The 19,476-nt window shown below is 45.5% G+C and carries 24 protein-coding genes; 21 read left to right on the forward strand and 3 right to left on the reverse strand.

Features of this window, described 5'->3' with window-relative positions; genetic code table 11:
- Window positions 1-178 precede the first annotated feature (178 nt).
- From T3H97_RS07220 to T3H97_RS07265, 10 genes are all read left to right on the forward strand, one after another.
- A complete protein-coding gene (locus T3H97_RS07220) occupies window positions 179-670 on the forward strand; it encodes an 8-oxo-dGTP diphosphatase (RefSeq protein ID WP_028542993.1) in 492 nt (163 codons plus the stop codon).
- Window positions 671-672: 2 nt separating this feature from the next.
- Window positions 673-1,680 (forward strand): aminoglycoside phosphotransferase family protein, encoded by a 1,008-nt coding sequence (locus T3H97_RS07225; protein ID WP_328802130.1) that lies wholly within the window; start codon window positions 673-675, stop codon window positions 1,678-1,680.
- Between the two features lie 38 nt (window positions 1,681-1,718).
- Complete coding sequence (locus T3H97_RS07230) at window positions 1,719-2,240, forward strand: GNAT family N-acetyltransferase (RefSeq protein ID WP_328802131.1); 522 nt, start codon at window positions 1,719-1,721, stop codon at window positions 2,238-2,240.
- Window positions 2,241-2,268: 28 nt separating this feature from the next.
- Entirely contained in the window at window positions 2,269-2,718 is a 450-nt protein-coding gene (locus tag T3H97_RS07235; RefSeq protein ID WP_328802132.1) for a hypothetical protein, read from the forward strand.
- Between the two features lie 24 nt (window positions 2,719-2,742).
- Window positions 2,743-2,994, forward strand: a complete 252-nt coding sequence (locus T3H97_RS07240) for a hypothetical protein (protein WP_328802133.1) — start codon at window positions 2,743-2,745, stop codon at window positions 2,992-2,994.
- 125 nt (window positions 2,995-3,119) lie between these two features.
- A complete protein-coding gene (locus T3H97_RS07245; protein WP_103047635.1) occupies window positions 3,120-4,154 on the forward strand; it encodes an NAD(P)/FAD-dependent oxidoreductase in 1,035 nt (344 codons plus the stop codon).
- A gap of 252 nt (window positions 4,155-4,406) precedes the next feature.
- Window positions 4,407-5,072: an HD domain-containing protein gene (locus T3H97_RS07250; protein WP_328802134.1), complete on the forward strand. Its 666-nt coding sequence runs from the start codon at window positions 4,407-4,409 to the stop codon at window positions 5,070-5,072.
- Between the two features lie 171 nt (window positions 5,073-5,243).
- On the forward strand, window positions 5,244-6,305 hold the full coding sequence (locus tag T3H97_RS07255) for an SPFH domain-containing protein (protein ID WP_250243939.1): 1,062 nt from the start codon (window positions 5,244-5,246) through the stop codon (window positions 6,303-6,305).
- Window positions 6,302-7,303: an NAD(+)/NADH kinase gene (locus tag T3H97_RS07260; protein WP_328802135.1), complete on the forward strand. Its 1,002-nt coding sequence runs from the start codon at window positions 6,302-6,304 to the stop codon at window positions 7,301-7,303. The genes T3H97_RS07255 and T3H97_RS07260 overlap by 4 nt, the downstream gene beginning before the upstream one ends.
- A gap of 77 nt (window positions 7,304-7,380) precedes the next feature.
- Complete coding sequence (locus tag T3H97_RS07265; RefSeq protein WP_061829096.1) at window positions 7,381-7,560, forward strand: hypothetical protein; 180 nt, start codon at window positions 7,381-7,383, stop codon at window positions 7,558-7,560.
- A 76-nt stretch (window positions 7,561-7,636) separates the two neighbouring features.
- Here T3H97_RS07265 and T3H97_RS07270 read toward each other — a convergent pair whose 3' ends face one another.
- Window positions 7,637-8,728, reverse strand: coding sequence for a LuxR C-terminal-related transcriptional regulator (locus T3H97_RS07270; protein WP_328802796.1), 1,092 nt, complete (start codon window positions 8,726-8,728; stop codon window positions 7,637-7,639).
- Between the two features lie 173 nt (window positions 8,729-8,901).
- On the opposite strand from T3H97_RS07270, the gene T3H97_RS07275 reads away from it, so the two are divergent.
- From T3H97_RS07275 to T3H97_RS07320, 10 genes are all read left to right on the forward strand, one after another.
- Entirely contained in the window at window positions 8,902-9,717 is an 816-nt protein-coding gene (locus tag T3H97_RS07275; protein WP_328802136.1) for a class I SAM-dependent methyltransferase, read from the forward strand.
- A complete protein-coding gene (locus tag T3H97_RS07280) occupies window positions 9,704-10,789 on the forward strand; it encodes a saccharopine dehydrogenase family protein (protein ID WP_328802137.1) in 1,086 nt (361 codons plus the stop codon). The genes T3H97_RS07275 and T3H97_RS07280 overlap by 14 nt, the downstream gene beginning before the upstream one ends.
- A 242-nt stretch (window positions 10,790-11,031) precedes the next feature.
- Window positions 11,032-11,589: an SMI1/KNR4 family protein gene (locus tag T3H97_RS07285; protein ID WP_328802139.1), complete on the forward strand. Its 558-nt coding sequence runs from the start codon at window positions 11,032-11,034 to the stop codon at window positions 11,587-11,589.
- A 250-nt stretch (window positions 11,590-11,839) separates the two neighbouring features.
- Entirely contained in the window at window positions 11,840-12,553 is a 714-nt protein-coding gene (locus tag T3H97_RS07290; protein WP_328802140.1) for an HAD family hydrolase, read from the forward strand.
- On the forward strand, window positions 12,550-13,137 hold the full coding sequence (locus T3H97_RS07295; protein WP_053324941.1) for a GNAT family N-acetyltransferase: 588 nt from the start codon (window positions 12,550-12,552) through the stop codon (window positions 13,135-13,137). Before T3H97_RS07290 ends, T3H97_RS07295 begins: the two co-directional genes overlap by 4 nt.
- A gap of 222 nt (window positions 13,138-13,359) precedes the next feature.
- Window positions 13,360-13,842: a ribosomal maturation YjgA family protein gene (locus T3H97_RS07300; protein ID WP_104495044.1), complete on the forward strand. Its 483-nt coding sequence runs from the start codon at window positions 13,360-13,362 to the stop codon at window positions 13,840-13,842.
- Window positions 13,843-13,902: 60 nt separating this feature from the next.
- Window positions 13,903-15,114 carry a rhamnogalacturonan acetylesterase gene (locus tag T3H97_RS07305; protein WP_328802797.1) on the forward strand — a complete coding sequence of 404 codons (1,212 nt, stop codon included), beginning with the start codon at window positions 13,903-13,905 and terminating at the stop codon, window positions 15,112-15,114.
- Window positions 15,115-15,229: 115 nt separating this feature from the next.
- Entirely contained in the window at window positions 15,230-16,174 is a 945-nt protein-coding gene (locus T3H97_RS07310; RefSeq protein WP_328802141.1) for a class I SAM-dependent methyltransferase, read from the forward strand.
- Between the two features lie 306 nt (window positions 16,175-16,480).
- Complete coding sequence (locus T3H97_RS07315; protein WP_274484548.1) at window positions 16,481-17,038, forward strand: hypothetical protein; 558 nt, start codon at window positions 16,481-16,483, stop codon at window positions 17,036-17,038.
- Window positions 17,039-17,067: 29 nt separating this feature from the next.
- Window positions 17,068-17,628, forward strand: coding sequence for a GNAT family N-acetyltransferase (locus T3H97_RS07320; protein ID WP_328802142.1), 561 nt, complete (start codon window positions 17,068-17,070; stop codon window positions 17,626-17,628).
- Between the two features lie 2 nt (window positions 17,629-17,630).
- Here the strand turns inward: T3H97_RS07320 and T3H97_RS07325 are convergent, their stop codons facing one another.
- Both T3H97_RS07325 and T3H97_RS07330 read right to left on the reverse strand, forming a co-directional pair.
- Window positions 17,631-17,972, reverse strand: a complete 342-nt coding sequence (locus tag T3H97_RS07325) for a GIY-YIG nuclease family protein (RefSeq protein WP_069291460.1) — start codon at window positions 17,970-17,972, stop codon at window positions 17,631-17,633.
- Window positions 17,973-18,005: 33 nt separating this feature from the next.
- A complete protein-coding gene (locus tag T3H97_RS07330) occupies window positions 18,006-18,764 on the reverse strand; it encodes a DUF2087 domain-containing protein (RefSeq protein WP_069291461.1) in 759 nt (252 codons plus the stop codon).
- 209 nt (window positions 18,765-18,973) lie between these two features.
- Between T3H97_RS07330 and T3H97_RS07335 the strand changes: the two genes are divergently transcribed.
- Entirely contained in the window at window positions 18,974-19,462 is a 489-nt protein-coding gene (locus T3H97_RS07335; protein WP_328802143.1) for a HEAT repeat domain-containing protein, read from the forward strand.
- The last annotated feature ends 14 nt before the right edge of the window (window positions 19,463-19,476 follow it).

A 19,476-nucleotide genomic window follows, 5' to 3' on the forward strand; every position in this document is an offset into this window, starting at 1 on the left:
GTCTTTTTTTTGCTAATTTTGACCGACTTAGGCATGAGTTTTCTAATCTAGTCTATGGTTAGAGTTATTGCGCTCTACAAAATAACACGTTAAAGTATGGTGAATACCATATTTAACCACAATATGTCGGTGAGAAAGTTAAAAGCTAGATCATAGTGAATCGTGAATAAAGAAAGGTATGATCGGATTGACAACAGAAGTGACACACAAAATATATACCATGTGTATGATTCAAGACGGAAGCAAGGTATTGCTTATGAATAGACCCAATCGAAAGGGGTTTCCGGGTTATATTGCTCCAGGAGGAAAAGTAGAGTTTCCAGAGAGCATTGTGAATGGGGCCATTCGTGAAGTAAAGGAAGAAACAGGCTTAACCGTTACGGAAATTGTATTTAAAGGAATCGACGAATATTGTGACCCAAGTCAAGGGCTGAGATATATGGTCTTTAACTATTTGGCTACAGCCACTGAAGGTGAACTATTAAAAAATCCCCCTGAGGGAGAATTGCTGTGGGTGGATATGAAGGAGGCGTTAAATCTGCCGATGCAGGATTGGTTTAAGCGGAGATTTCCATTGTTTTTCGAGCCGGGAACGTTTGAGGTTAGTTTCGTTTGGCTGGCAGATACGGATGAAACCCTGGAAGCAACGATTAAGAGCTATGGTGTGTAGAGATGACGACGACCATTTATTTTTCGTCTAATCGGCTAGGCGAGGTAACAAATGACCAAATGCAAAGGATGCTGAATCGTTTTGATTTGGGACGTTTGCTGTCTTACGAAAAAACGGCAGAAGGTGTCCTAGGGCAAACCCTCTATGTTTCCTCAACGGCTGGGCAGTTTGTGCTGAAGGGGAACCCGCTTTTTCCAGGGCAATGGATAGAAGAAAAGTTTATGGTGGAGCAAATACAGACACGGACTCCAATTCCCGTGCCAACACCGTATCTTGTGGATCATACGGAGGACATTTTTGGCTGGAGCTATGCAGTTATGCCCCGTCTATACGGTCAGCATATACATACACCTGAGTTGCAAGCAAAGCTGACCTCGCTGGATAAACAGCAAATGGCTGAAATGCTTGCTAATGTTCTGTTGGAGCTTCATAGCTGGAAGGTTAAGAACAGTGGAGAGCTGGATACAACAACTCTAGCCATTCGTCCTTTTGAATTTTCTTATCGAGTATGGTTGTATGGGCGAATTCGATATTGGCTAGAGGATGCCAAAAAATACTCGAACATTTCTGTACAGGATATGGAATGGGTAGAGGAAATATTGGAAGGCTCCCTTCAAGCCTTCGATCAGCTGGAAGCTGCCACTTTTGTGATGGGGGATTTTAAACCGCAAAATTTTCTTATGCAGAATGGGGATAAGGGCTGGAAAGTCAGTGGTCTTTTTGATTTTACGACAGCCTATTTTGGGGATGGGGTTGCAGATCTTCCGAAAATAACCACCATGTATCTGGAGAACGGCGAAGAAGAGTTGGCAAAAGGGTTTCTTACTGCTTACTCACAAGGGATGGAAGCCAAAGAAGGATTTACTGAGCGTTTCCGGGTGCATATGCTGCATCAGCAGATTCTAAACTGGGGATGTGCCAAAGCGATGAAGCAAGTCACTTGGGATGATAAGCTATCTTTTGCAGATTGGGCGCAAAAATTCATGGATATTGAGGTACATAAGCAATAGCAGACAAATTGAGCACTTAAAGAGGAGGCCGTGAGTGGATGCAGACCGTCAGATTGGTAAAACCGGATCAGGACTGGAAGGAAGCTTATCTTTCATTTTATGAGGAATGGAAAAAGAGTCAGGAGCAAATGGTACCTTGGGTGATCTCTATAGAGCCGTACGATTTTGAAGGTATGCTGACGGTTTTAAGTAATCAGGAAAATGGAATGAACCTGTCTGAAGGCTGGGTCAAAAGCTCAACATACTGGCTTGTGAATGCGAATGAGCAGGTTGTGGGAGCAGTGAATATCAGGCATGACCTTAACGAACACCTAATGAATGCCGGAGGTCATATCGGTTACGGTATCCGTCCTTCTGCACGAGGGAACAGGTACGCTGTTACAATGCTGGCCTTGGCGTTAGAAAAAGCAAAAGAACTGGGGATTTCCCGAGCTCTGATCGTATGCGACTCCGATAATATTGCCTCCAAAAAAACAATCATACAAAACGGCGGAACGCCGGACAAGGATTACATAGAGGAAGACGGAAACCGTGTAAACCGGTTTTGGATCGAACTGTGAGTGAGAAAGAGGGGAATGCGAGAAGCTCATGAAATTATGGCCTGAATATGCACAAAACATCATTGTTGGTGTTATTTTTGAAGGGAAATGGAATTGGTATGTGACGGAAAGAGAGTATTGGTTTTTGAATACCGAGATGGAGGAACGGTTTGGTATCCCTATTTTGGATGAAACCACAGCGGGAGCATTTTTGGATCGCATCTGTGAATATAAGGTGGCTACAGGGGAACTAAATTCAATGCTCCAGTTGCTGGGTGAGGCTATTCAGCATCAGGATGAAGTGTTGGAGTTCTTTCCTGCTCTGTATGTTAACTTTGACGAGAAAGTTCTCTATTCGCTATTTCCTGAGCCAGCTTCGTTTGAACACTATGTCCCAGCGGGGTGGAAAGGGGAATATCAAAACTTTTTGAACGAGGTACCTTCACCTGAACAGTATTGGATGATCGATGGAAGTGATTTTTTTGAAACATTCACTTGATAGGACGAAGGAGGAAATGATTATATGGATGCTTCCATGCATGAGTTTAAAATCATATCCAAGCACAGAATGTACGATCAATATTTAGTAAAGTTGCGGGCATGCATTGTGCTTTTGGATGAACAGGTGCTATGGCGCGTGGGTGAGGCGGAAACGAACAGTATTGGTGGGATCATCACCCATATCATGGTACATGTGCGCAGAAACGCAGCCAAGCTCATGGATCCGACGATTACATACAAGCAAGGAATGGAGGATAGCTTTATAAACCTATAAAATATAGTTCTAAGGTCACAAAAATCTCTCTAATGGCCATGTTTTTATTTCTTAATTGATATTGATAATTATTATCACTTATAATAGGAGCAGACATATTACGTTATGATAGGGAGAGTTGCAGAGTGACAGTGTCCTTGGAATTATATGATGTAACGATCATCGGCGGTGGTCCTGCCGGTATGTATACCGCATTTTACAGTGGAATGAGAGATATGAAAACCAAGCTGATCGAAGCCAAGCATGAGCTGGGCGGACGGATGCGTATATATCCGGAGAAGATGATTTGGGATGTCGGGGGGGTTACCCCGGTTTTATGTGAAAAGCTGATTGATCAGCTGGAGCAGCAGGCGCGGACGTTCGAGCCTACCATTGTGCTGGGACAGCAGATCACTGGTTTGGATCGGCAAGAGGATGGCACGTTCCTGCTAACTTCTGCCACAGGGGAACAGCATTGGACACGCACGATCGTTCTGGCAGTAGGCTATGGTATTCTCAAAATGGCTAAGCTGGAGATTGAGGGGGCGGACCGCTATGAGGTTACGAACCTGCATTATACTGTACAAGAGCTAGAGCCATTTCGGGGCAAGCACGTCCTGATTTCCGGTGGGGGCGACTCAGCAGTGGATTGGGCGAATGAGCTGGAGTCTATTGCGGCGAGTGTGACCGTCGTACATCGTCGGGATCACTTTGGCGGACATGAGAAAAATGTAGCGCGTATGAAATCATCTTCGGTCCGTGTTCTCACACCATACGCGGTGAGCCAGCTACATAGCAACAATGGAGAGACGATTGAACAGGTGACGATCAGTCATGTAGATACGGACGAAATACAGGTGTTGAATGTCGATGCAGTCATCGTAAATCATGGACTAAAATCCGATTTCGGTCCGCTTCGGGATTGGGGGCTGGATATGGGTGAGTGGCATGCCCGAGTGAGCGAAAAGCTGGAAACGAATCTGCCGGGGATTTTCGCGGCAGGCGATTTTGTCGAGTACGGAAGTAAGCTGTATCTGATTGCCGGTGCGTTCACAGATGCCGCCCTTGCGCTGAACAGCGCGAAGCTGTATATTGATCCGGCAGCTGACAAAGCGGCATATGTTTCTTCTCATAACAGCCGCTTTAAGGAGAAGAACCGCGAGCTTGGTGTCGTGGAGTAGAGTAAGATACGGAATTAAGTTATATAGGATTAGAGATAGGGTAGGGGAAATGTAAAAGAACTTCCGCGACTACGATTGATGTGGTTTTGGAGGTTCTTTTTTTGTCAGGTTACTGACTTCTCGTTCTAAAGGTTGGATAGCATACACCCTATAGAATAAAATGAAGAATGATTCGTAGTAAGCAAATGGACAAGCATTAAAAAATTAAACGAACCTACCATAGAAAGTATGGACGGGATTGAAAGGTGACATATGAAGAGACGAACGGAGCAACAGGAAGCGATTTTGGCAGATATTATCCAAAAGGCGGAGCCCTTTGTACAGCAGCAGTTGGAGCATGATCATAGTGGTCACGATTGGTGGCATATAGACCGGGTGAGAAAGCTGTCCCTTAAAATTGCTGCCAAAGAGGGCGCAGATTCGTTTATTTGTGAACTGGCAGCACTACTGCATGATGTAGCGGATGAAAAATTAAATGATTCCAAACAAGCCGGGCTGGATAAAGTAGAGCAGTGGCTGCTTCTGCATGTAAATGATCTGGATATAATCGCGCACGTAATGACTATTATAGCTACGATGTCCTACAATGGGGGACAAAACCCGCCTATGGAGACGCTGGAAGGTCAAGTGGTGCAGGATGCGGATCGGTTGGATGCTCTTGGAGCGATTGGGATTGCAAGAACCTTTATGTATGCGGGCTCAAAAGGCAGTATGATGCATCACCCGGATAAAGACTTTTCGCAGCATGAATATCGTGCTGCAGGTAAAAGCGCCATATACCATTTTTACGAAAAGCTGCTAAAACTCAAAGATCTTATGAATACCGCTTATGCTCAAGAGCTGGCGGAGGTCCGTCATCAATGGATGGAGATGTACTTGGAGCAATTTTATAGAGAATGGAATGTGGATGATAAATAGGGTGATTTAATAAGGCTGTTTTCTCTAACCGAGCGTATCGGAGGGGGAAGCGGCCTTTATTTTTTTATAAATGTCATATTGATATTATCGAAAAAGTGTGTTATTTTATTGTTAATAATAAATTGATAATAACAAAATAATATAAACTATAAAGAAAGCGAGGAAGCGGCTATGTTTGGATTTAATTTTGTTAAATTTCAGCCCAGTGAATATGTGATGAAGGTGAAAAACGGGAAGGTGGTTCGGGAGGGTGTTGGATTATCTTTTTATTACTATGCCCCGACCACCTCGGTTGTTGTCGTGCCTGTCTCTTCCATTGATGTACCGTTCATGTTTGAGGATATGACGAATGATTTTCAGGCAGTGACGGTGCAGGGGCAACTGACTTATCGAATTGTGGATTATCGGAGAACGACGCAGATTTTAAACTATACGTATGACTTGAAGGAACGACGCTATATTTCGGATGATCCGGGCAAACTGGCCCAACGGGTGATTAACATCGCCAAGGTGCTTACCAAAAAGTATTTGGAGCGTGTCCCGCTCAAAGAAGCTGTTCAGTCCAGTGAACGTCTGGCCCAAAACATGACGAAGGATATTGCTCAGCATACGGAAATGGAAAAGCTCGGCATTGAGGTTATGGGGCTGTCGATTTTGGCGATTCTACCCAATAAGGAGACGATGAGAGCGCTGGAGGCTCAAGCGAGGGAAGAGATTCTTCGCAACGCGGATCACGCGTTGTATGAGCGTCGTAATGCATCTATTGAGCAAGAGCGGCGTGTGAAGGAAAACGAGCTGAACACCGAGATTGCAGTGGAGACGAAAAAGAAACAAATCCGCGAAACTCAACTCGATGCCGAGCGTTCTGTGAAGCAAAAGCAAAGCGAGATGAAAGAGGAGCAGCTACGATTTGACACGGCCTTGGAGGAGAAAAAGCGCGAGCTGATTGAGCTGACCGTAACGAATAAAAAGGCAGAAGCCGATGCCAAGGCCTACGAGCTGACAGCAGTCATGAAATCGTTGCAGGATGTTGAGCCGAACGTACTTCAAGCTATGGCCAACATGGATATGAGTCCGGATAAGCTAATTGCGATAGCATTCCAGGAGCTTGCAGAAAATGCAGGGAAAATCGGTCAGCTGAATATTACGCCGGATCTGCTGCAAGGTCTCATGTCAGATACAGGAGCAAGCGGATCAGCAGGATCGAGAGGGTCTGGAGGAAGAACACGATGAGCAGCCGAATGACAGAGCAGAAGATCATTTTGGTGAAACGTAAAACGCGACTGGAAGAACTGATTGTCCGATACAATACGGTGCAGCAGGCTCGCTTTTTTATGGAACGGCTGGGTGCGGATTTCAGTGATTATGTGCTGGAGGATGAAAATTACCGCAGGGCGGTGGCAACGGCAACGTCGGAGTTAACGGCCTTGGGTCGAGTTCAGATTGTGGAGCGGGAGCATGTGCCGAACTTTATTTTTGGTGAGCAGGATACAGTGGTGGTGCTGGGTCAGGATGGACTGGTAGCCAACACGTTAAAATATTTGACCGAGCAACCGCTTATCGGTGTGAATCCAGATCCATTGCGCTGGGACGGGGTATTGCTGCCGTTTACTGTATCCGACCTGCGCTGGGTGGTGCCGGATGTGTTCGTGCACAGACGGCCAATTAAGGAAGTTACGCTGGCTAAGGCCCAATTAAATGATGGCCAATCCTTGTATGCTGTAAATGATTTGTTCATTGGGCGCAAAACTCATGTTTCCGCGAGATATGAGCTAAGACTGGAGGATCAGGTAGAGCAACAATCCTCCAGCGGCATTATCGTTTCAACCGGATTGGGAGCGACAGGCTGGCTGACCAGCGTGCTGGCTGGAGCGGCCGGAATTGTCGGCAGTGCTACACGGCATCCAATCTCGCTGACTCCAGGCCAGCTGATGCCAGGTGCAGCCTTCACTCAGGAAGGGGCAGCAGACGGAACGAGTCATGATCATCGTGCAACCTGGAGTTCGCCATCGCTTTATTTTACGGTGAGAGAACCCTTCCCCAGTCGAACGACTGCTGCGGATCTCGTGTTTGGTCAGGTAGCAGCCGAAAAACCGTTACGGATTGCATCGCAGATGCCGGAAAATGGAGTTATTTTCAGCGATGGAGTGGAAAGCGACTTTCTGGAGTTTAATGCTGGCATTGAGGCGACCATTGAACCCGCGGAGAAAAAAGGGCATCTGGTCGTGTAGAGGTTTGTACAGGACGGCAATGGGTAATTATGAGTAAGGTACAACCATCAGATGAAATTAAAAAAGGAGGAATCAACATGAGCGACCACACTCAAGACGAAGCGAAAATCCGCAACAAGAAGGACGAGGACGGAGATTCCTTGATGGAGAAAACGAAGCTGGAAAATGGCGTGGATATCGAGCCTGAGGCTGATGAATGGATTGCGAAGCCCTCACCAGTGTCATACGATGATACGAAATCCTCTTCGAAGAAATAAGGCTCTTGCATCCAAATAGAGCAGTGATGCAAAGACAGATGACCCCTAATCGGGTCATCTGTCTTCTTTACATAGGTTAATTGAATCTAGAATATACCTTCCATACTAGCTCACGGCGGCTGCTTACATCTGTTTTCAAGAAAATCGCTTTCAGATGATCCTGCACCGTGTAGGCAGTAATATGAAGTGCGCTGGCCAGCTCCTTGGTCGAAAAGCCCTGAACAATGAGTTGGACAATTTGTCTCTCTCGTTCGGACCATGAGTACACCTCGGCCATAAGCGGTAGCATGTCAGTTGCTTTAGCAGCCTCAAACCATACGGCTAGCTGCTTCTGGCCTGTATGCTTCTGGCCGCCTTGCAGAAGGGTGGCTCTGATGGTTACCCATGGGGTTCCTGCGTCTGCGGAAGGGATACATAGTCGAGCTGGTGCAGTGGTAGTGGATAGCGCTCGCAAGCATACCGCCCGGACAGGAGCCGGAAGGCTGTCTTCATAGATTCCCTCCTGCTGCCGAAGCAGCTGTAGCCACTGCTCTGCTACTGTATTGGACGAGATCGGTTCTAGCTTATCGGAAAGCATGAGAATCCCTGGCTCAAGTTCATTTTCCGTGATCATGGCAGGGGCTGGAGATAAACCGACACTGGCCTGACGCAGATGGTAGGCTATGGACGGAGCTAATGCTTCAAGCAGTTGTTGCTCTTCCTCGCTGAATACAGGCTTTCCATGATGACGGAACAACGTAAGAAATCCCCAACAGCTCCCTTTGTACATAAACGGAACGCGTAGCTCATCCCCGAATCCGGCGGGTTGCAAAACATCTCTATATCGTGTGCTCCGATCCGGTTGGCCTTGTGTAGACCCATGTAGCGTCGCTACAGACTGTCCTTCTCGCACCAACTGATCATATTTCATCATATCGTCGTGCAGATATTCGTATTCCAGCAGTTTGTTATGAATGTCCTCCACACCCGACTCTGTAAATGCCCCCGTGGAAAGCAGCGTACGCGGATCTACTGAGGTGCAGCACGCCGCATCGAAAGCAATCTGAGTACGCAAGCGGTCGATTAGGGTGTGCTTGTACGTTAGGGATGAAGGTGCTTTTTTCCCCAGATCAATGATTTGCTGTCGGGCGTCCTTAAGCTGTGCAAATTGCGTGTAGTGTGCGTTCATCATTTACTCCTATCGTGAAAGCTGGAGATTCTCAAGCGCGCTTATTTAAATCCCACATTTATGGGATGGTGGATATTCGTATTGTCTTTATAATTGAGAATGATTCTTAATTAAATCAACAATAAACGAATGGCCTGAGAAGATCAAGGCTAAATGTTTGGAGGAAAGCACATATGAGACATACCCCTATTGGAAATACGGACTCAAACCAACCGATGAGCTGGAATCATCCGAATGTGCATAAGTACGCGGATACGATTGCTTTAAAAATACCTGGATATGCTCATTTGTATGAGATGACAGACTGTTTGATAACCGCACAGCTTGAGGCACAAGCTCATACTAGAAATATAGATCCTAATGTGCTAATTGTCGGTGCTGGAGGCGGTCAGGAATTGATAACGCTCGGAGGGCGCCATGAAGCATGGTCCTTTACGGCAGTTGATCCCTCTGAGCACATGCTGGATTTGGCACGTAAGCGTGTGACACATGCGGGCATCAGTTCAAAAATATCGTTTGTTGCAGGTACGTTGGAAGAGTTGTCTGGAGAACAGCCTGAAGAACAGCACGAAAAGCACGGCGAAGAGTCATGCAGAGAACCGATCTATGACGCTGCTACCTGCCTGCTGGTGCTTCATTTTCTTCAGAGCTTGGAAAGTAAACAGGCATTGCTACGCCAGATATCCGCTCGACTCAAGCCGGGTGCGCCTCTTTGTCTAGCTTCTATTAATGGGAATCCGCAGGAGCCTTCTTTTTCCCTCCAAATGCAGGCGTGGAAAGGTCATATGCTGAGTCAGGGCATTTCACTGGAGGATTGGGAACGATTCGCTGCTTCCATCGGTCGTGAGTCAAACCCGGTGTCCAATGCGGCAATACAGGAACTGTTGATAGATGCAGGCTTTACCCACATCACCCGGTATTATGGTGCTTTTTTAGTAAATGCATGGTTTGCGGTTAAAGAGGGAGAGACGACTTATGACAAAGGATAACATCATCATCATTGGCGGGTATGGCCATGTTGGAAAAATTATATGCACGGAATTAAGTGAGATGTTTCCCGGCAAGGTATTTGCCGCAGGTCGTAGCCTGGAGCGGGCCACTGAATTTAGCCAACAATCGAATGGTAAGATACGGCCCTTGCAGCTTAATATTCATGAGCCGGTGGACCCGTCGATATTAGAGCAAGCCAAATTGGTAATCATGTGTCTGGATCAGGACAATACGGCCTTGGTACGTGCTTGTCTTCAACATGGGGTGCATTACATGGATATTACCGCGAATGCGGACTTTTTGAGTCAGGTGGAGCAGTGTCATCAAGAGGCCCGAGCTTATCAGACCACAGCCCTGTTAAGTGTAGGATTAGCTCCGGGACTGACCAATTTGTTAGCACTGCAAGCGACACAGCTCATGGATCAGACAGATGAGTTGAACATATCTTTGATGCTAGGCTTGGGAGATGAACATGGTCAGGCTGCCATTGAGTGGACAGTAGATCAGATTCATGCCGATTTGGAGGTTATAGAACAGGGACGCCCTGTGACTCGAAAAAGCTTTACCGACGGCATAGTGGCAGACTTTGGTGCAGGAGTGGGGCGTCATCGGGCGTATCGATTTCCTTTTTCGGATCAGCAGACACTTCCTCGTACGCTCAAAGTTCCTACCGTTAGCACACGCCTTTGCTTTGATTCGCGCTTGACCACCCGGCTTCTGGCAGGTCTTCGGACGATAGGAGTATCAGGTTTACTCCGACAGCAAACCGTGCGTGATGCAGTGGTTCGCAGCTTTGGCAAGGTACATCTAGGAGGGAATGCTGTAGCGGTCAAGGTAGATGCTCGAGGAACTCTCAATGGCAAGGAGACGAAGGTCGAATGCCGGCTAAGGGGGCACCATCAGTCTGATTTAACCGCTAAAGCGGCCGTCTTTGCAGCGCTCGCCCTGTACCGTTCAGAACTTCCATATGGTGTATTTCACATGGAGCAGGTTTTTTCGTGGAATCGCATGCAGGCTTGGTTGGGGCAGCAAGTAGCCGTAGATATTCAGGTGAACGGACAGCAAGTATAGAAGTCATACATTCTAATAAAGGACTCTCATATAATCCAAGCTTATTCAGCAATGTATTGCGGATAAGTCTTGGATTTCTTTTCCTATTGAATTACACTAGAAAGAAGTACATATTTTTGGAAAAGACCTAAGGGGATATTTTATGGAAGGCCCGCGCCGTGTTGGTGAAGTTGAAGTTACAAGCCTGGTAGGCCTCTTGACCAATCCGGTCAACTAGCTAGCTGCTGAGGAGTCGATAAGAGATGGATATCGCTTATATCATAGATTTATTACGTAAACACGATGTGACCTTAGCTCCAGGATTATCCATGCAAGAGGTTACCGACGTCGAAGGCAGGTATGATATTCACTTCCCGCCCGATTTGAGGGAGCTTCTGATGAGTGTTCTTCCCATCGGTAAAGGCTTTATCCCTTGGAGAGATACGTCACCACAGCGGATGGGTGTAATTCGGCAAAGGTTGAATTGGCCGCTGGAAGGTATGATTTTTGATGTAGAGCAGCATATATTCTGGCCTCCCGAATGGGGCGAAAAACCGACAGATTCGGCGGAAGCCGTTGATATATGTAAACGTGAGTTTTTACGTGTGCCCAAGCTAATCCCGATCAACGGACATCGATATATCTCAGAGCATCCATCTGAAGAAGGAAATCCGGTATTTTCCGTATATCAAACGGATATTATCGTGTATGGGGAATGTTTGCAGGAGTATTTCAAACTGGAATTTGGGGAGAAGCCTTATGAACAAATTGATTTTAATGCCGTAAAAAAGGTGCGTTTTTGGAGCAACTTGTGTGAGTGAGTGTCCGGAAGATGAATAAGTCGAAACGAAGGAAGGGGAGCATGATGTGAAGGTGGAGCAGGATTTGGAAGAAATCAAAGAAAGGTTGACCCAGATCGAGACCAAACTGGAACAAAAGTCGACCTCCAAGAGAATCTTGAAGTACATGATCATCATTTTCTTGTCTATTTTTTTTCTTTTATTTCTAATAGGAATTATTCAATTTGTTTCAACCTAATCGGTGCAAGAGGATGAAGGAAGGGAGCTATTTATGTCCATAGAAGCGATTATTTTTGATCTGGATAATACTCTTATTCATCGTAAACAGGCGTTTGCGGCATATACAGAGCGCTTTATAGAACGATTTATTGTGGCAGAAGAACCTGCGATCCGCGCGGCTGTCGTTGAACAGATACGTTTGGCGGATCAGGACGGATATCGGGATAAGAGGGAACTGTACACCGAGCTACATGCAGACTTGGAACTGAAAAATCCTGATACGTCAGTACAAGAGATGCTGGGCTTTTGGTATGGTGAATTTCATAAGTTTACGGTGTTGATGGACGGGGCCAAGGAAGTGCTGTCCGAACTGCGGTCGCGTGGCTTGAAGCTTGGTATTATTACCAACGGCTCACTCCGTACGCAGCAAGCGAAAATCGACCGAGTTATGCTGAGGGATTATGTGGATTCTATTATCGTATCGGGCGGCGTCAACATCCAGAAGCCTAATCCTCGAATTTTCGAGTTGGCTCTGAATGAGCTGGACATTGTCGATCCCGGCCATGCCTGCTATGTAGGCGATCACCCGACAAATGATATTCGTGGTGCACAAAGTGCAGGATTGCATACCATCTGGCTGGAAGGCTTTCTGACGTGGCAGGAAACGGGCATTGTACCAGACTATCAGATTGGGAGTTTGCGTGAAATCACAGGTTGGCTGGATCGTCGCAGTTATTCAACGAATAAGGAGGAGGGTGCATCATGAGTATGGAGCAGCAACCGAATCCCATTCTCTTATCGTTCCCTGACCAATTCCAGACGGAACGATTGACCATACGCGCTCCGCAGTGGGGGGATGGGGCAGCAGTCAACGAGGCGATGCGAGAGAGTGCGAATGAACTGCGGCCTTGGCTTCCGTTTGCAAGAAATCTTCCTACGGCAGAGGAATCTGAAATCCGTTCGCGCCAAGCCAGACTTAAATTTCTGGATCGGTCTGATATGATGTTGTATATATTTGATACGGTTTCGGGAGAATTTGTAGCCAGCAGCGGTCTGCATCGTATTGATTGGGATGCACGAAGATTTGAAATTGGGTATTGGCTCAGAACATCATGGACCGGAAAAGGCATTATCACAGAGGCCGTGCACGGTATTACGGATTTTGCCATACAGCATTTGCATGCCAATCGGGTGGAGATTCGTTGTGATTCCAGAAACACGCGCAGTGCCAAGGTAGCGGAACGTGCAGGTTTTACACTGGAGGGGATTTTAAGAAACGTCGAGTATGATGAAGAGGGAAGCATGGTACACCAAATGGTTTTTGCCAAGGTGCGTGGTATTGAATTTTAGCATCCTCACACGAACAGTTTGGAAGTTGCTATACGTTTGTACGATATTACGGAGGCTTATTATGATTAATTATATTATGAAAAATACAGACAAGCTGGTGTGCATACAATATGACATCAGCAAAAGGCTCAGCAATCTTGCAAGCGCTATCCAAGGGAGGATGCTTTACGAATTTCCAGCAGCTTGGCGGAGATGTCCCAGCATTAGGACAGGTGATGTAGCATGAGGAGCGTTCGTAAGAGCGTCATCAGGAAGGCCAATCGGGAAATAAAGGCGGAATTCCGCTGGAAGGCTCGCGCTGCGTACCTAATTGCTGTGCTGGTCACGATTTTGTTGGGTTTGGGAAGCCGGGTTTACTCCTCCCGTTTGCCTGAATTCGTTGCTGATCACTTTGGGGATGCCTTGTGGGCGTGCATGATTTATTTTGGGCTGAGAATGTTGTGGGTGAATCGTCAATTGTCTGTAGCCCTGTGGGGCAGCTTACTGTTTTGCTTCGCCATTGAGTTCAGCCAGATGTACCAGGCTCCCTGGATTAACCATATTCGGGCAACGACGCTGGGCGGCTTGGTGCTTGGGAAAGGGTTCCTGACCGCGGATCTGATCAGGTACACAGTTGGCATTGTGGTATCCTGGGCGCTGGACCAAGGCTGTCAAAAGCTGGCGGGGATCAATACACGTATAGACAATGACAAACCACTCAAATAACCTGAAAAGCGAGGGTTGTGCTTGAAACAAAAGGGAAAGCGTCACAGGTTGTTCGGTAAGATGATTGGATTATGCGCAGGGTTCAGCTTGTTGTTTGCAACCATACTTATCCCAGGGCAGGCACTGGCCGAAAGACAGCTTGCGGCGCCTCTTCGATTTGACTTTGGCCCTGGGAACGTAGCTGACGGCTACACCCAAGTCACTGCCAAGGATGTTTACACGCCTGAGCGAGGCTATGGATTTACCGATCTTTCCAAAGTGAATGAAGAGGATCGTGGTGGAAGTGATGCTATACGCTCAGATTTTGTTCGTGTTCAAGGATCATCATTTGTTGTCAATTTACCACCTGCGGATTACACGCTTTCCCTGATTGCCGGAGATACTGCCGGAAACACAGACATTACGGTTAAAGCCGAGTCCATCGTCAAGGTAGAACCTACTGCCAAAACAGCAGGACAATTTGTCGAGGCTGGATTTGAACTTGCACTCATCGATGGTCAGCTCGAATTGTATTTCTCAGGTAATGAAGCGAAGATTAACGCTTTGGTTATTACTCCAAAGGATGCTCGAACGGCTGGAGAACACCCTTCGGTATACCTTGCGGGAGATTCTACGGTTCAAACCTATAAATCCGCGATGAAGCCTCAGGCGGGCTGGGGGCAAAAGATTGCTCCGTTCTTCACAGATGAGCCTATTTTTGTGAACCGTTCTATTGGTGGACGAAGCACGAAAACCTTTCTGGTACAAGGGCGGTTAGATGATATTTTACGCAATATCCGTCCAGGAGATTATCTGCTCATACAGTTTGGGCATAATGATGCCGCGATCAACAACCAAGAGCGTTATGTTTCACCCGCGGATTACAAAGTTTACTTAAAAACCTACATCCAAGGAGCCATCCAACGCGGTGCAACACCTGTGCTAATTACTCCTGTTGGCCGCCGGGATTATGATGCGGCAAGTGCCTCGTTTCGGATTAGTTTCCCGGAATATGTGCAGGCCATGAAGGAAACAGCATCGGAGACAGATGTTGCGCTGGTCGATCTTAGCCGCTTGAGTGTAGCGTACTATGATACACTTGGTCTGGAAGGAACACTCCCGTTATTTTTACACTTGGAGCCAGGGGTCTATCCTGCATTTCCTGATGGAGTGAAGGATGATACACATTTTCAGGAATACGGTGCGGAGCAAATAGCTCGGCTGGTAGCTCAGGGAATACGTGAACTGAATATTTCTTTATCCTCTTATGTACAGGCGGAAGATTTGCAATAAAACATTATTTCCATAGTCATGGTATACTTAGAAAATAAGCTGGCCCTACCCAAAGATAGCATTGTTTAGGCTTGGGTAGGGCTTTAATGTTCTGGATCTTAAGGAGGAAGCGAGAATGACAGTCGCTCAACTTCATAATCTTATTAACGGTCAACTCCTGTACAATCAGCATCGGAGTTTATTTTATATGCGCGAGGGTTCTGTTCTGTTAGGACCCTCAACAGAAATGACGTACTGGCTGACGCAGAGAAGCTCGGAACTGATCCGCATGCTTCAAAGCTTGAAGCGCCAGCATACGTATAACGCTTTTGTGACGGATGTAGCAGCTAAAATACTGTCCCAGTTTGTAAATACCAATCAGTATCTACATTTTCACACAGATCATGCGAGGGAGCTTACGGAGCTGTATGATCGACTCTTCACCCGGATTGAAAAACTGTTCCAGAAGAAATTTATAGATAGAGCAACCCTGGACTTGCTGCTTCAGCAGCATTATGGGCATTTGAGAGATTTTTTAACTCGTACCAACGGACGTGAAATGTTTGCTAAGTATGCAGAGTGTGAGTATACCTTTTGGATACCTTGTGAGGAATATACGCCGGAGTTGCAAGCCAATCTACTAGGATTGGACATTGCTCGTTTGCAAGAGCCTGTTCTAGATGTTGGTTGCGGAACTGAGGCACGGTTGGTTACTTATTTACGTGCCTGTGGAATTGAGGCTTACGGAACAGATCGGTTGGCTGAAACAGAAGGTTGTGTCAATCGAGGAGATTGGTTAGAGACCACCTTTGGAGAAAGTGCATGGGGGACGATCATTTCACATATGGCATTCTCCAATCATTTTATACATCATCATCTGAAGGCAGATGGTAATATTCATGAGTACGCTCGCAAATATATGGAATTGCTTAGAGCCATTCGGCCAGGAGGGAGTTTTATTTACAGTCCGTGCCTTCCGTTTATGGAAGAGCTTTTGGATGCCCGAATGGGTTATCAAGTAGAGTATATCCAGTCATCTGAAGGTTACAGGGCCACGAAAATAACGCGTATACATTTATAAGCGCGAGTAGTAGTCCATTCATTTGTCAGATTCATTCTTGGAATGGTAGTATAAGGATAGATATTACTCTATTTGGGATTCTGTTAATGATAAAGATTCTCATGACGCTAATTTGACACCATTGGAGAATCATTAGCAGCATGGCTGCACTGAATAATAATGATTAGCTTACGGATAGCGGAATTTTCAGGAAAGATTAAATCATATTTTCCTAAAAGCCGATATATGGGAATGAGGCGAGAACATACTGTTATTATACCCGCCCGAAAATGGAAGTATATAATTTGGGTTAGGAGAGTAGAAGAAGTGTCAGATCTGTATACGAAAAAAGAAGTAGAAGATTATGTAACGAACGTGGTTTTCGAACGACCTTTAGGTGTAAGCATTTCAGCCATTTTATTGATCTTTAATGGAGCACTTCTGTTGGTGACCCAGCTATTGACGCTTAATGCATTAAATGAGGCTTCTACGTTAGTAGGCATTTGTAGGGGCATGTTTCAAGGATTTATCGCGTTACTCGGTTTGGCAGGGGCGACTGCCGGTGTCGGTATGTTATTTGGTAAGAAGTGGGCTTGGTGGCTGGCAGTATTTTATTTTACATATGAGACCATGCGTTATACGTGTGCAATTCTGTTTATTCCAGATGTCCCTCCAACGTTGGGCGGTGTACAGCTAAACCCTGCTCTATACTACGTAAAATATGGTATGCGTATTATTTGGAATTTGTTGTTTACATTGTTCATGTGTCGTAGTAAAGTGACAGGTTTTTTTCAAACAAGTGAAATCAACAAGTGGAGAGCATGTATTGTGTTATTCTTCATAAATGGAGTGATGGTTGGGATTGGCTGGTGGCTGATAAGATAGGTTCTTCGATGTGAAGGAGGAGATGGATAATGTCAATGGAAACGTTTCCGATTTTAGAAACTGATAGGCTTCGTTTAAGACAGCTTACAGTAGGGGATGCGGAGGATGTGTTCGGCTATTTCTCCAAGGATGAGGTCACACAATATTATGACTTGGAAAGCTTTACAGAGGTAGAGCAAGCCGAAAAATTTATTCGTTCGATGCTAACCAGATATGAGAAGCAAGAGGGCTTTCGTTGGGGGATTACGTTAAAAGAAGCTCCTGAGCGGATCGTGGGGACAATTGGATTCCATAACTGGCACAAGGAGCACTCCCGTATTGAAATTGGGTATGAGCTGGCACCGGAATATTGGCGGCAAGGTCTGATGACAGAAGCAATGAGGGTGGTCGTGAATTATGGCTTTCGTTTGCCGCAGGTTCACCGTATAGAAGCCTTCATTGATCCAGATAACGAAGGCTCCAGACGGCTACTGCTCAAAAGTGGCTTTACTAAAGAAGGTCACCTGAGAGACTATTTTTATGAAAAAGGTCAGTTTGTCGACGCTGTTATTTTTGGCTACCTTCGGAAGGAGTTTTCCGTGGATCGGTAAGTTTACAAATATCCCTTGTCTCCGTATGGCTGGAGTCGATCAAGCCAGGTCTGCTCCAGCTTTGTCAGTGCATCTTTGACATCAAAGAACGCTGAATCCTTTTTCTTCAAAACGTCCAGCACTTCAAATTCAAACGAATCTTCGCCATACTCATTCCATTCCTGTTGCAGTTGTTTATTCTTAAATCCACCCATGTTCAGCTCAAAACGCCGTCCATTCAGCGACTTTAAATTCGGCGTGGAAGAGACGAAAATTTTCCCATTACGTGTATTGCGAATGCAATAGATTCCTGCCTCTGTCTTCATCTCCATGTACTGCTGCACCAATTCTTTTCTTCGATTCATTGTCGAATCCTCCTATTGTATAAACGTTGAGATTCAAGATTCCTTCAACCAATATTCACTGCCATCCGGCTTACGATCCAATAGATTGTATTCAATCATATATCTTCGCACCGTGACATAATCGTCATATACTTCCTGTAAAATCGCATTGATATCTTTCTCATGATATATTTGTCCCTTTACAAAACGGCCCGCAATTTCACGCAGCACAATCAGCTTGTGCTTTTCTTGCATTTTAAAGGTCTTTAGGCGTCCGTCTGTCCCATTCGGAAAATACTTCGTGAGTACCTTTTGCCGCTCGTTTTCCGTAATGTTGTAGCGTTCGTCCACCATCCGTGCTTGTACTGGTACTTCTACAATGGCAGGAGCGTGCCGATCTTTCTCCTTTAACAGCTCCATTAATGTGAGAAAAACCTTGGCCTGTCGTTCTTTTTCTTTGAGACCAAAGCGATGATTGCGTATGGTGGATGCGCTACCGATTCCGGTTTCCTTTTGAATATCCGCATCGCCCATGCCTTGATAAAATAACTGAAGCAACCGATTCTGATGATCCGTCAGTCCGGTTAACTTTTTGTCCAGGCCGATCAAATAGTCAAACACCGATCCGTACGTCCGCTCAATATGAAGTCGCATGTACCTCTCCGCGTCATAAAATACCCCTTGATCCTGATATATGATGCCTTGCTCAAATCGCTGTCCGTCCAGCAGGCAAATTACCTGCTCTTCTTGGCGAATATATCCTCGCTTCAGTTCTTCGATTCCAGCATTCCAGAACAGTTCGGAATGATCCATTTTAGCAAACACCTCAATTAAATGATGATTATTTTATAGACAATATAACATTTTGTTTATTTTAAATCAATGAGTGGATATCTCTTTAGGGTTTCGACAATGTTCGCTATATACAAAAGAGACATCAGATTGTTATCATATGTAAATTATTGAATTACATTTAAGACTGGATAGTTTCTATATATTGTAATAAAGTGGGTTGGTAAACTATGAACAAAATACGATTAGAAGAAGTCATAGAAAGTGGAGATTTAAAGGAAGCGGTAAAGATTATAGAGGAGATAGGTGAAAAGCTGGATCATACATTCACTCCAATATTATTGAGATATTTAGCAACAACGGATAGTGTATTGCTAAGAAATGTAATCGCCATTACGTTAGCTGATCTAGGAGACAGTGAAGCGGTGTTGCTTCTTATCGACTTGTTAAGAGATCCAAAGACCAAGGGGAATAGAGGAACACTGTTATATGCTTTAGAATTTTTTCATGTATCAACTCATGTTGTGATGTTGGTAGATTTACTGGATGATACCTTTGAAGCAAGTAGACATTCTTATCAATTGATAAGTAACGTGCAAGATAAAATCTCTGAGGCTCAAAAGGACATATGTAGACAAATGATAAGAAGAAAGCTGACCGATCATAAAAACAAACATAAGCGTGACTTTTTGCTGGAATCTTTAGAGCTTTTTACATGATTCTTTTATTAGAG

The sequence above is a fragment of the Paenibacillus sp. LX16 genome (assembly GCF_036252815.1).
Classification (GTDB): Bacteria; Bacillota; Bacilli; order Paenibacillales; family Paenibacillaceae; genus Paenibacillus; species Paenibacillus polymyxa_B.

What these genes read in the sequence shown, in the direction of transcription:
- T3H97_RS07220 (WP_028542993.1), top strand. Translation starts at nt 179, where the DNA reads ATGATCGGATTGACAACAGAAGTGACACACAAAATATATACCATGTGT.
- T3H97_RS07225 (WP_328802130.1), top strand. Translation starts at nt 673, where the DNA reads ATGACGACGACCATTTATTTTTCGTCTAATCGGCTAGGCGAGGTAACA.
- T3H97_RS07230 (WP_328802131.1), top strand. Translation starts at nt 1,719, where the DNA reads ATGCAGACCGTCAGATTGGTAAAACCGGATCAGGACTGGAAGGAAGCT.
- T3H97_RS07235 (WP_328802132.1), top strand. Translation starts at nt 2,269, where the DNA reads ATGAAATTATGGCCTGAATATGCACAAAACATCATTGTTGGTGTTATT.
- T3H97_RS07240 (WP_328802133.1), top strand. Translation starts at nt 2,743, where the DNA reads ATGGATGCTTCCATGCATGAGTTTAAAATCATATCCAAGCACAGAATG.
- T3H97_RS07250 (WP_328802134.1), top strand. Translation starts at nt 4,407, where the DNA reads ATGAAGAGACGAACGGAGCAACAGGAAGCGATTTTGGCAGATATTATC.
- T3H97_RS07255 (WP_250243939.1), top strand. Translation starts at nt 5,244, where the DNA reads ATGTTTGGATTTAATTTTGTTAAATTTCAGCCCAGTGAATATGTGATG.
- T3H97_RS07260 (WP_328802135.1), top strand. Translation starts at nt 6,302, where the DNA reads ATGAGCAGCCGAATGACAGAGCAGAAGATCATTTTGGTGAAACGTAAA.
- T3H97_RS07265 (WP_061829096.1), top strand. Translation starts at nt 7,381, where the DNA reads ATGAGCGACCACACTCAAGACGAAGCGAAAATCCGCAACAAGAAGGAC.
- T3H97_RS07270 (WP_328802796.1), bottom strand. Translation starts at nt 8,728, where the DNA reads ATGAACGCACACTACACGCAATTTGCACAGCTTAAGGACGCCCGACAG.
- T3H97_RS07275 (WP_328802136.1), top strand. Translation starts at nt 8,902, where the DNA reads ATGAGACATACCCCTATTGGAAATACGGACTCAAACCAACCGATGAGC.
- T3H97_RS07280 (WP_328802137.1), top strand. Translation starts at nt 9,704, where the DNA reads ATGACAAAGGATAACATCATCATCATTGGCGGGTATGGCCATGTTGGA.
- T3H97_RS07285 (WP_328802139.1), top strand. Translation starts at nt 11,032, where the DNA reads ATGGATATCGCTTATATCATAGATTTATTACGTAAACACGATGTGACC.
- T3H97_RS07290 (WP_328802140.1), top strand. Translation starts at nt 11,840, where the DNA reads ATGTCCATAGAAGCGATTATTTTTGATCTGGATAATACTCTTATTCAT.
- T3H97_RS07295 (WP_053324941.1), top strand. Translation starts at nt 12,550, where the DNA reads ATGAGTATGGAGCAGCAACCGAATCCCATTCTCTTATCGTTCCCTGAC.
- T3H97_RS07300 (WP_104495044.1), top strand. Translation starts at nt 13,360, where the DNA reads ATGAGGAGCGTTCGTAAGAGCGTCATCAGGAAGGCCAATCGGGAAATA.
- T3H97_RS07305 (WP_328802797.1), top strand. Translation starts at nt 13,903, where the DNA reads ATGATTGGATTATGCGCAGGGTTCAGCTTGTTGTTTGCAACCATACTT.
- T3H97_RS07310 (WP_328802141.1), top strand. Translation starts at nt 15,230, where the DNA reads ATGACAGTCGCTCAACTTCATAATCTTATTAACGGTCAACTCCTGTAC.
- T3H97_RS07320 (WP_328802142.1), top strand. Translation starts at nt 17,068, where the DNA reads ATGTCAATGGAAACGTTTCCGATTTTAGAAACTGATAGGCTTCGTTTA.
- T3H97_RS07325 (WP_069291460.1), bottom strand. Translation starts at nt 17,972, where the DNA reads ATGAATCGAAGAAAAGAATTGGTGCAGCAGTACATGGAGATGAAGACA.
- T3H97_RS07330 (WP_069291461.1), bottom strand. Translation starts at nt 18,764, where the DNA reads ATGGATCATTCCGAACTGTTCTGGAATGCTGGAATCGAAGAACTGAAG.
- T3H97_RS07335 (WP_328802143.1), top strand. Translation starts at nt 18,974, where the DNA reads ATGAACAAAATACGATTAGAAGAAGTCATAGAAAGTGGAGATTTAAAG.